The sequence below is a fragment of the Cupriavidus numazuensis genome (genome assembly GCF_905397435.1).
Classification (GTDB): Bacteria; Pseudomonadota; Gammaproteobacteria; order Burkholderiales; family Burkholderiaceae; genus Cupriavidus; species Cupriavidus numazuensis.
Genome location: NZ_CAJPVI010000030.1, coordinates 103,165 through 113,004 on the forward strand (window position 1 = coordinate 103,165; position 9,840 = coordinate 113,004).

Here is a 9,840-nt window from a genome sequence, read left to right on the forward strand (position 1 = left end):
GAGGCCCGTGCTCCCGCTCCGTTCTCCGGGCCTCCGGAACACGCCAGGGAGCGCATGCGTTCGGCCATCCTCGCGGCGCGCGCGCGCACGCCGCTGCCGGAGGTGGGGGCCATCGAGGATGGCATCGCCGTCCATGACGGCCAGCGCGTCCCGGTTCGGGTCTACCGTCCCCGCACAGCGTCCGCCATGTTAGCAACCGTGGTCTTCTTCCACGGCGGGGGCTTTGTGCTGGGCAGCGTCGAACTGATGGACGATATTGCGCGCAAGCTGTGTCGCGATCTCGATGCCGTCGTCGTTTCGGTCGACTACCGGCTGGCACCCGAGCATCCCTTTCCCGCTGCGCACGACGATGCGCTGGCCGCAACCTCATGGGCCATCCGCAACGTTTCCGCGCTTGGCGGAGATCCCGCGCGGATCGGCGTGGCCGGCGAGAGCGCGGGGGCCAACCTAGCCGCGTCGACTGCGCTGCTGCTGCGCGACCAAGGCGAAACCCTGGCGGCGCAGCTGCTGATCGTGCCGGGGGTCGACCTGGCCCGCGACACGCAGAAGCTTGAAGCCGCGCGCGGCGAATTCCCCATGTTGTCTCCCACTGACCTGCGCGACATCTCGCGGCTGTACATGGGTGAACGCGCCGCACTGGCCGGAAGGTTCCCGCCGTCGCCGATGCATGCCGTCAATGTTCACCGCCTGCCGCCGGCGGTGGTGGCGGTCGCCGGTCATGATCCCCTATGCGAGGAAGGCACGCGCTATGCGGCCCGACTTGAAGCGGCGGGCGTACCTGTCTGCCTGCTTCGCTTCGATGACATGTTCCATCCGTTTTTCGGCTTCTTTGAGGCCTCCGCGTCGGCGCGCCGCGCCAACAACGCCATCTGCCACACCTTCAAGTCGTGGCTCCATCAACATGCCAGCCCCACGTCAACCTGACGGTGCAGGCAATACCCCAGTATCAATCGGGAGATCGCAGTGCGTTATGTTTCGTTTTTCAAAGATGGCAAGAAGTACCTCGGCATTCGCGAAGGCGAAGTCATTCGTGTCCTCGGGCAGACCACGCTGGAAGACCTGCTGTCGCGCGGCGTCAATTTGGACGCATACGGCCGCGACGAGGCTAGCGGGGAAACGGTCAGCGCCGCAGGTATCACATACCTGCCGCCATTGTCACGTCCGCCGAAGATCATCTGCGTGGGCCTGAACTACGCCGACCACACCAAGGAAAGCCCGTACGATCAGCCCGACTATCCGACACTGTTCTTCCGCGTGCACACCAGCCTGGTCGCGCACGGCCAGCCGCTGGTGCGCCCGGCCGTGGACGACTGCGCGGGGCTCGATTTCGAAGGCGAAGTGGCAGTGGTGCTCGGCAAGGGTGGCCGTCATATCCGCAAGGAAGACGCGCTGTCGCACGTGGCGGGCTACTCGCTATTCAACGATGGCTCCGTGCGCGAATACCAGTTCAAGGCACCGCAGTGGACGGTCGGCAAGAACTTTGACGGCACCGGCGCGTTCGGCCCCGATCTGGTCACCGCCGACGAACTGCCGCCCGGCGCGCGCGGCCTGCTGCTGCAGACCAAGTTGAATGGCCAGGTGGTGCAGTCGGCCAGCACCGACGACATGATCTTCGACGTCGAAACCCTGATCGCGATCATCTCGCAAGCCATCACGCTGGAGGCAGGCGACGTGATCGTGTCGGGCACGCCGGCCGGCATCGGCTGGGCGCGCGAGCCCAAGCTGCTGATGAAGCAGGGCGATGTGTGCGAGGTGATCGTCGAGAAGATCGGCACGCTGTCGAACACGATCGTCGACGAAGTGAAGTAAATCCTCAGAACCGACCGCCGGCGAGGCGAACTCCGCAGCCGGCGGCAACCCCGGAGACAGCCATGCCCGACACCAAGGTGGCAGGCCCGCGTGCGGCCGTACATTCCATCGACCACTTCGCACTCAACGTCCCGTCGATCGCCGATGCCGCCCGCTTCTACCGAGCGTTCGGCCTCGACGTGCGCGAGGTCCGCAACGGTGACGAACTGGAGTTGCGCGCCACTGACGGGCATCGCTGGGCGCGCATCCTGCCCGCGCCAGCCAAGTCCCTCGCCTACCTCAGTTTCAATGGCTACGAGCGCGACTTCGACATGCTGGCGCGGCAGATCGAGGCGGCTGGCGCCGTCCCTGCCCACGCACCGGAAGGCGCGGACGGCGGCGGCATCTGGTTCCACGACCCGGACGGCAACCTGCTGCAGGTGAAGGTCGGGCCCAAGACCAGCCCCAGTGCGAAGGCGCCGCACGTGACGGTGGGTGCCGGCGCGAATGCCCGCGGCGCGGTAACACGGTCGCAGGTAGAGACCGTACACCCGGACCGCCTGTCGCACGTACTCCTGTTCACGCCGGACGTGCTGCGCGCGATCGACTTCTACGCGCGCGCCATTGGCCTGTGCCTGTCCGACAAGTCGCTCGACATCATCGCCTTCACGCACGCGCCGCACGGCAGCGACCACCACCTTGTGGCCTTCGCCAAGAGCAGCGCGCGCGGATGGCACCACGCCGCCTGGGATGTGCGCGACGTCGACATGGTCGGCCAGGGCGCCGCCCAGATGGCCGCGGCCGGTTACACGCGCGGCTGGGGCACGGGGCGTCACGTACTCGGCTCGAACTACTTCCACTACGTGCAGGACCCGTGGGGCTCGTTCAACGAGTATTCGGCCGACATCGACTTCGTCGCCCCCGGCCAGCCGTGGCCTGCCGGCGACTTCGCGCCCGAGGACTCGCTGTACCAGTGGGGTCCTGACGTGCCCTCCGACTTCATCCGCAATACGGAAGCGCCGGGCGCGTCCGCACGCTAGCGACAGCCGTGAAGTGTAATAAAAGCGGGTCTTCCGCAATTTGTGTGACGACGGCGAATTTGCGTCGAGGACCCTTGCCCCTTGTCGTCGAGATGGATCCAGGGCATCCACTGCTGGCCGTTGCCCGGCCGGCCGCCGAAGCCCAGTCGAAAAAGCGGCAGCAGCCGCGTCAGCGTGCCGCCCCGTGCCACTAGCACCGGCGCGGTGCGCAGCAGCGCCACACGCACGCCCCACTGGCGCGCTCGCTCAGCTTCTTGTTCCCAGGCAACGCACAGGCGGCGGCCGAAGTCGGCGTTTCCCGGCACGCTGTCTTCGGCCAGCCATTGGTCGCCACCGTCGCCATACCAGCCGATGGCCGACCCTGACACGAGGACGCGCGGTGGTGTGGCTTGTTGGCCCATCCAGTCGACCAAGGTGCGCGTCAGGTCGATGCGGCTGCGCCACAGCACATCGCGCTGGGCCTGGGTCCACGGGCGATCGGCAATCGGCGCGCCCGCTAGGTTGACCACGGCGTCCAGCGGTGCGCTGCCGTCCAGCGCTTGCAACGGTGCGATGCTCTGCGCGCCGCTGCACAGGCGCTGTGCCTTCTGCGGGTCGCGGCTCCAGACCCAGAGCGCGTGGCCTTGGCGCTGTCAGTGCTGGCAAAGGGCTTGGCCGATCAGGCCGGTGCCGCCGGTGAGCAGAATGCGCATGGAGTTCTTCCTTTCAAATGTTGCGGGGGTTACCGGTCCCCGGGCAGCGGTGCACGCCGCGTGGTCGCGCCACGTGCACCGCGCACCCGCTCAAGGCGCAGGAAGAATCACCTTTTCCAGCACATGAATGACACCGTTGGATGCCAGCACGTCGGTTGCCACAATGTTCGCCTGACGCCCTCGCTGGTCGGTGATGGCGAGAGCCGGGCTGACCGTGAAGGTTTCACCCTCGACAGTCTTGATTGGCGTATTTACCGGCACGTCGGCTTTCAACACGAGGCCTGGGACCACGTGGTAGGTCAGTACCTTGGTCAGCAACGCCGTGTTGGCCAGCAATTGCGCCTTGGTGAGCCCCAGCTCAGTCAGCAGCGACGCAAAGGCCGCGTTGGTCGGTGCAAAAACCGTGAAGGGCCCGGGCGCGCTCAGTGTGTCGGCCAAGCCTGCGGCGGTCACAGCCTCCACCAGAATGCTGAAATCCGGATTGGCGATGGCGGTTTGCACAACTGTTTTATCGGCTGGCAATAGCACCTTGTCGGTGGCATGGATGACACCATTGGACGCCGCAATATCCGCCTGAACGATTTTGCTTTTGCGATTGCGCCCATCCGTGATGATGAGGTCTGAACCTGTCTTGTCAATCTTGAAATAGCCCCCGCCGACTGGATTAATGGCTTTTCCCAGCGACACTGAACTGCTGTTTACCTGGCCAGCAACCACGTGATATTTGAGGACCGCGGTCAACAGCGCCTTGTTGGAAAACAACTGGTCCTTGCTGATGCCAAGCTCGCCTAGCAGGGCTGAGAATGCGGCATTCGTCGGCGCAAAAACAGTGTACGGCCCCGGTGCCGCCAAGGTATCGGTCAACCCTGCGGTTTGAATGGCCTCCGCCAGAATGCTGAATCTGCTGTCACTTTGCGCCACTTGCACAACGTTTCCGGGTGGATCGTCGCCGCCACCGCAGCCGGCAATGAATGCAACAGTCAGGACAGTCAGCAACTTCTTCATCCAAATTGACATGGTGCCTCTCCTTGATTTTCAAGAAACAAAACACTGTGGAAGTGATGTTCATTTCCTCATCTGTTGCCTCCTGTCTATCAATCGAACACTGCATCTGCCTGTTTGAAGGACGGTCGTAGATCAGAGACTGGGCTCGGGCACGTGAGACGACAGCACCGGGTCGTGCGGGGTGAGCACCAGCGGTGCATGGTCGGGCACGCCCAAGTCGGGCTTGAAGCAGACGACGGTGTCGGCCATGGCCAGCCTCCGCTCAGAGTGCCGGGTCCCGGCGCTCGTGCGTCACCCATATCAGGGCCGAGGTATCAACACCCAGCGACCGCGCCCGCGCCACGATGGCATCGCGCTGCACGACAGGTAGCTGCTTGTCGCGCGCCAGAATCCAGCAGTAACTGGTGTCTGGCCCCAGCACGAGCGCCCAGCGGTAGTCCGGATCCAGCGCGGCCACGTGGTAGCCGCCGTAAAACGGCCCGAAGAAGGACACTTTGAGAGAGCCGGTGGTGGGCGCGCCGGTGAACGACGCCTTGCCAACGGCTTCGCGCCACTGGCCTGTGGCGGGTGCATAGCCGCGATTGACCACGCGCACGCTGCCGTCAGTCAGCGCGGTATAAGTGGCCGATACATCTGTCATGCCGCGCTCGAAAACGTGGTCCAGCCGTGCCAGTTCATACCAGCGGCCCTCGTAGCGCTGTAAGTCAAAAGGCGTGACAGCGCTCACGTTCGGCGGAGGGCGGGTGCTGGCGCAACCGACCGCCAACAGGGCAGCGCACGCCAGCAGCAGTGCCAGCAAGCCCAGTCGCTGGCGGCGTGAAAGGGAAGAAAACGCCTTGCGATGCGTGCGCGAACAGATGAGCATGCGAAGCCCTCCGCGAATTCAGTGGGCATGGCGCCATTGGGTTACCAACGGTTGCAAGCCGGACAAATGCTGTACGGCGCTGATGCCCGCAAGCGGTTTTTGGTACAGGGCGTTGCACGCGCCGCCTACCCACAGCGCAGTGGCACTCGGCAGTTGCACGCGCAGCTCGCGCAGGTTGGCATGCACGACTGCCGCCTTGTGGACGTTGCTGAAGCTCAGGGCTACCACGTCCGCCTGATGTGCCTGCGCGGCCTGGACGATGTCGGTCACCGGCGTCTGCGTGCCCAGGGAAACGCATGCGCAGCCCTCCAGCGCCAAAAGCGCTTCGACCATCAGCAGCCCCAGGCTGTGCTGCTCCTGCGGCAGGGTGGTGAGCAGTACCTTTGGACCTTGGGGAACGGGTTTCAGCGTCAGCGAGGCGATGGCATGGCGCAACACGCCGGTGAGCACTTCGGTGTACAGGTGTTCCTCAAAAACCTCGAAGCGCCCTTGGGCCCAGGCATCGCCCACCGCAGTCGTCAGAGGTGCCACCAGATCAGTCACGAAAGGCGCCAGACCCATGCGCATCTGGGCATGGCTTAGCCCGTGCCGGAGCGCCCGGGGATCATGCGTGGCAATCGCGTTAAGCAACTCATCCTGCAAAGCATCGGGCTCGTTGTTCGACAAGTTTGTCGTGGACAAAACGTCTGACGACGCAGGGGTGTGCTGGGTCAGCAGAGCCTGTAACTGCGCAGTGTCCAGGCCCACTACCTTGTTCGGCCGCATGCCGGCATCCAATAGCCTGCGGATCAACTTGAGCTGCTGCACCTGCGTGGCGCTATAGAGCCTGTCACCCGAGGAATCGCGCGAAGGCGTGGGGAATCCGTAGCGCCGCTCCCATACGCGCAAGGTGTCTTTGCCCAGTCCGGTCTCGCGCTCGACGGAGGCGATCGGCAGGCCGGCATCAGGGGATCCAGACGATGTCAGGGTAGTGGGTTGTGTCAGGGTATTCATGGTCAACGAACTCTTTGAACATAATTGTCTAAGACAAAAATGATTTTGTCTAGTATATTGCTGCACAAGTGCAGTGCACCGGGCAGCACCAGCAACCACTACGGAACAAGGCCATGAACGTCGCAGCCATCGGATCGGGCCTGGCGCGCAACATCGACGCGGCGCAGCTGCTCGGCGAGTTCGATTGCCACCACGCCGGCCCCAGGGAGCCAGGGTTTCGCGGTAGCCAGTACGCTAGCCGTGCCTATCGAATAGCCGGCGCATTCGGGATGCAAGTCTCGATGAGTCGGCGTGCGAACGCCTGGGGCAACGCGCCCATGGAGAGCTTCTTCAAGACCCTGATGGTCGGCTATGACAGTCGGCGACGCCTGCGCACATCTATCGACTACCTTGCCCCCGTCGACGACGAAACCCGGCGCATGGCTGCATGAGTTGCTGTATGCGGAGCCGAGGCACGATCAGTCGAGAGGCAGCTGTGCCGACGCGTACCGCAACTGCGCCAAGCCGCAGCAAGTCGAGGTCGTGGGCCGGCAGCTCAGCATCGCAGTTCACCATTACCAACGTTCTTTTAAACGCCATTAGCCGAAATGAACATCGAGAACATGACAGTCCGAGCCAAACTGTTCTTTGCCTTCGCCACGCTGGCCGTGCTGATCGCCCTGGTCGCAGGATTGGCGGTCAAGTCGCTGAACGACGCGAACGATCGCTTCGCGAGCTTCGTTCAGGGCTTCAACGCTCAATTGCTGCTGTCCTACGAAGTTCGCACGGCCATTGAGCGTCGTGCCATCCTGGCGCGTGACCTGGTCAACGCCGCCACGCCGCAGGACCGCGCGACCATCAAGGCGGAGGTCACGACGGTACACGACGACGTGCAGACCCGAATCGCCAAGCTGACGAAGAGGGCCGCCGAGCCTGGCGTCTCCCGGGAGGCTCGCACTCTGGTGGCCAAGATTGCCGAGGTGGAGACGAAATATTCACCCGTGGCGCTAGGTATCGTCGAACTGGCGTCGCAAGGCAAGCGCGAAGAGGCCGTCGCCAGGATGAATGCGGATTGCCGGCCCTTGCTGGCCGCGCTGATCCGTGCGGCGCATGACTACCGTGACTTCACGAGCAAGCAATCGGAAGATCTCGTCACCCAGGCTGCCGCGGACTACGCGATGCAGCGCAACCTGCTGCTCGTGGGTTGCCTGGTGGTCTTTGCTGCTGCGGTGATGGCCGGGGTGCTGATCCCCCGCAGTCTGACACGCGCCCTCGGTGCGGAGCCGGCACAACTTGGGGAAGTGGCCAAGCGCGTGGCGCAAGGCGACCTCTCGCCGGTGGTCGGCGCCTCAGCCGCACCGGGCGGCAGCGTGCTGGCGTCGCTGGGTGAAATGCAGTCCAGCTTGTCCCGGATTGTCGGCCAAGTGCGCAGCAGCAGTGACAGCATCGCCACCGGCACTACGCAGATCGCCAGCGGCAACGCCGATCTGAGTCGGCGCACCGAAGAGCAGGCCGGTAACCTGCAGCAGACGGCGGCGTCCATGGAGCAACTGTCCGGCACCGTGAAGACCAGCGCCGAGATCGCGCGCGAGGCCAATCAACTGGCTTCGCAGGCCGCCGAAGCGGCCCGCGTGGGCGGCGACAAGGTCGGCCAGGTGGTGGGCACGATGCAGGATATTTTCCAATCGTCCAGGAAGATCGCCGACATTATTGGCGTCATCGACGGCATCGCCTTCCAGACAAACATCCTGGCGCTCAATGCCGCTGTGGAAGCCGCGCGGGCGGGCGAGAAAGGACGCGGCTTCGCGGTGGTGGCCGGCGAGGTACGTACCCTGGCGCAACACAGTGCCCACGCGGCCAAGGAAATCAAGAGCCTCATTGGCGCCAGCGTCGAAAAGGTCGAGGCCGGCACGAAGCAGGTCGACGAGGCCGGCATATCCATGCACGAGATCGTTACCCAGGCGCAGCGCGTCAGTCAAATGATCAGCGAACTCACGAACGCAGCCGCTGAGCAGTCCGAGGGCATCTCGCAGGTAGATGCTGCGGTACAGCAGCTCGACCAGATGACGCAGCAGAACACCGCACTGGTGGAAGAGACCGCCGCAGCGGCCGAGAGCCTGCGACATCAGGCCGAACAGCTGACCCACGCCATGAGCCAATTTAAGCTCGACGGCGTGGTCGCGAAGGTCAGCGCAACTCGTGCCACTGGCGAGCGACGAGATGACGCAGAAGGCCATTACCGATTGGCAGCACTGGCAGGACCGAGGCTATCAGTTCTGACATCAGATCGTCGGCCGTGAGCCATAGCATCCGCAGCCCTCACAACGCCAACGACTTGCCGGAGCATTACTCCCAGGTCAATACGGGTTCCGCTGACGGTTACTTCATGGCGAACGGTTGCCGCGGATGCAATGGTGTCGTTGGGACTTCCTGCGATGGACCCGATCTCGACCTGGATCTTTGACATGGCTTTCTGGCATGACTCGTAGTCGGCGACGTCGAGCAGGTAGCCCAGTATATGCCGTCTCTGCGCCGCAAAGCGTGTCACAGCGTCGAAAAATGGTCGCCGACCAGGTACAGAAAGTCGAACACCTCCGGTTGGGCGAGCTGTTCGGCTTCGGTGACGCGACATACCAGGGTATCACCGTTTCAATCGCCTCGAAGGCCGCGGACGAGCGGAGGCATGATCTCGGGTCGATCTGGCGCACGTGGATCGCATGCACGAGCAATGGCTGTCCGGCCTGTCCGAGCGGGCGTAGCCGCTGCGCGTCAAGGCCGGCAGGCGCCGAATGCGATTTACCTGTTGTATTTCGAGGACGAAGGCATCGGGCTGGGCTTCGAGGAAGCGGTGGTGGGCAGCGAGGGGGGATGCGTGGCGGGCGGGGGCTCTTCGAGACGGTGACGGGATTTTTTGCCAATGGTTTCGCGGTCGACGAATTCGATGCGGCAGCACAGGCTTTCCTCTCGGTGCAGGACAACATCCAGCGCATTCTTACTGACGTGTGCACCAAATAGTGCGTAGTGCGTTATGTGGGCATGAAGACAAAAACTGATGCCCGAAAGTTGGATGGAGCCACGCAAGCCCACCTGAGAAAGCTGGTGGTGGAAGCGGTGCGTGGAGGGATGACACAAACCGGCGCGGCCTCGACGTACGGCGTAAGCCTGCGAGCAGTCAGCAAATGGATGAAGCTGTCCAGGGAAGGCGGCGCACGGGCGCTGAAGCCTGGCAAACGGGGCCGCCGCCCTGGCGGCGGACGGCTGAACGCCCAGCAGGCCGCTCGGATTCGTGGGCTGATCGTGAGCCGGATGCCGGACCAGTTGGCGATGCCGTTCTACCTTTGGACACGCGAGTGCGTCGCGAGTCTGATTAAGCGGGAATACGGCGTCACGGTTTCGTCGACGACGGCCGGGCGCTATCTCAAGGCCTGGGGCATGAGTGCCCAGAAACCGGTGCGCCGTGCCTATGAACGAAACGATG

General features: G+C 63.8%; 8 protein-coding genes and 3 pseudogenes. 7 read left to right on the forward strand and 4 right to left on the reverse strand.

Annotated elements, in window-relative coordinates; genetic code table 11:
- The first annotated feature begins 54 nt into the window (after positions 1-54).
- From KHO41_RS22985 to KHO41_RS22995, 3 genes are all read left to right on the forward strand, one after another.
- Positions 55-924 (forward strand): alpha/beta hydrolase, encoded by an 870-nt coding sequence (locus KHO41_RS22985; RefSeq protein ID WP_244873975.1) that lies wholly within the window; start codon positions 55-57, stop codon positions 922-924.
- 39 nt (positions 925-963) lie between these two features.
- Positions 964-1,809, forward strand: coding sequence for a fumarylacetoacetate hydrolase family protein (locus tag KHO41_RS22990; protein ID WP_211955587.1), 846 nt, complete (start codon positions 964-966; stop codon positions 1,807-1,809).
- Between the two features lie 62 nt (positions 1,810-1,871).
- Positions 1,872-2,828 carry a VOC family protein gene (locus KHO41_RS22995; protein WP_211955588.1) on the forward strand — a complete coding sequence of 319 codons (957 nt, stop codon included), beginning with the start codon at positions 1,872-1,874 and terminating at the stop codon, positions 2,826-2,828.
- Positions 2,829-2,908: 80 nt separating this feature from the next.
- Here KHO41_RS22995 and KHO41_RS23000 read toward each other — a convergent pair.
- From KHO41_RS23000 to KHO41_RS23015, 4 genes and pseudogenes are all read right to left on the reverse strand, one after another.
- Positions 2,909-3,520 (reverse strand): annotated as a pseudogene (locus tag KHO41_RS23000) (TIGR01777 family oxidoreductase); the annotation flags it as partial.
- Positions 3,521-3,610: 90 nt separating this feature from the next.
- The gene (locus tag KHO41_RS23005) at positions 3,611-4,537 is read right to left on the reverse strand and encodes a fasciclin domain-containing protein (RefSeq protein ID WP_211955589.1); all 927 of its coding nucleotides are present in this window, start codon (positions 4,535-4,537) and stop codon (positions 3,611-3,613) included.
- 250 nt (positions 4,538-4,787) lie between these two features.
- Positions 4,788-5,390 carry a lipocalin family protein gene (locus tag KHO41_RS23010; protein ID WP_211955590.1) on the reverse strand — a complete coding sequence of 201 codons (603 nt, stop codon included), beginning with the start codon at positions 5,388-5,390 and terminating at the stop codon, positions 4,788-4,790.
- An 18-nt stretch (positions 5,391-5,408) separates the two neighbouring features.
- Positions 5,409-6,383, reverse strand: a complete 975-nt coding sequence (locus KHO41_RS23015; RefSeq protein WP_211955591.1) for a MerR family transcriptional regulator — start codon at positions 6,381-6,383, stop codon at positions 5,409-5,411.
- Positions 6,384-6,604: 221 nt separating this feature from the next.
- On the opposite strand from KHO41_RS23015, the pseudogene KHO41_RS23020 reads away from it, so the two are divergent.
- The 4 genes and pseudogenes from KHO41_RS23020 to KHO41_RS23035 form a co-directional block, all read left to right on the forward strand.
- Positions 6,605-6,814 (forward strand): annotated as a pseudogene (locus tag KHO41_RS23020) (IS3-like element ISBvi3 family transposase); the annotation flags it as partial.
- 156 nt (positions 6,815-6,970) lie between these two features.
- A complete protein-coding gene (locus KHO41_RS23025; protein ID WP_244873976.1) occupies positions 6,971-8,662 on the forward strand; it encodes a methyl-accepting chemotaxis protein in 1,692 nt (563 codons plus the stop codon).
- Between the two features lie 568 nt (positions 8,663-9,230).
- Positions 9,231-9,356 (forward strand): annotated as a pseudogene (locus KHO41_RS23030) (type VI secretion system baseplate subunit TssE); the annotation flags it as partial.
- A gap of 42 nt (positions 9,357-9,398) precedes the next feature.
- A partial coding sequence (locus tag KHO41_RS23035) for a helix-turn-helix domain-containing protein (RefSeq protein WP_211955592.1) occupies positions 9,399-9,840 on the forward strand: 442 nt, incomplete at its 3' end.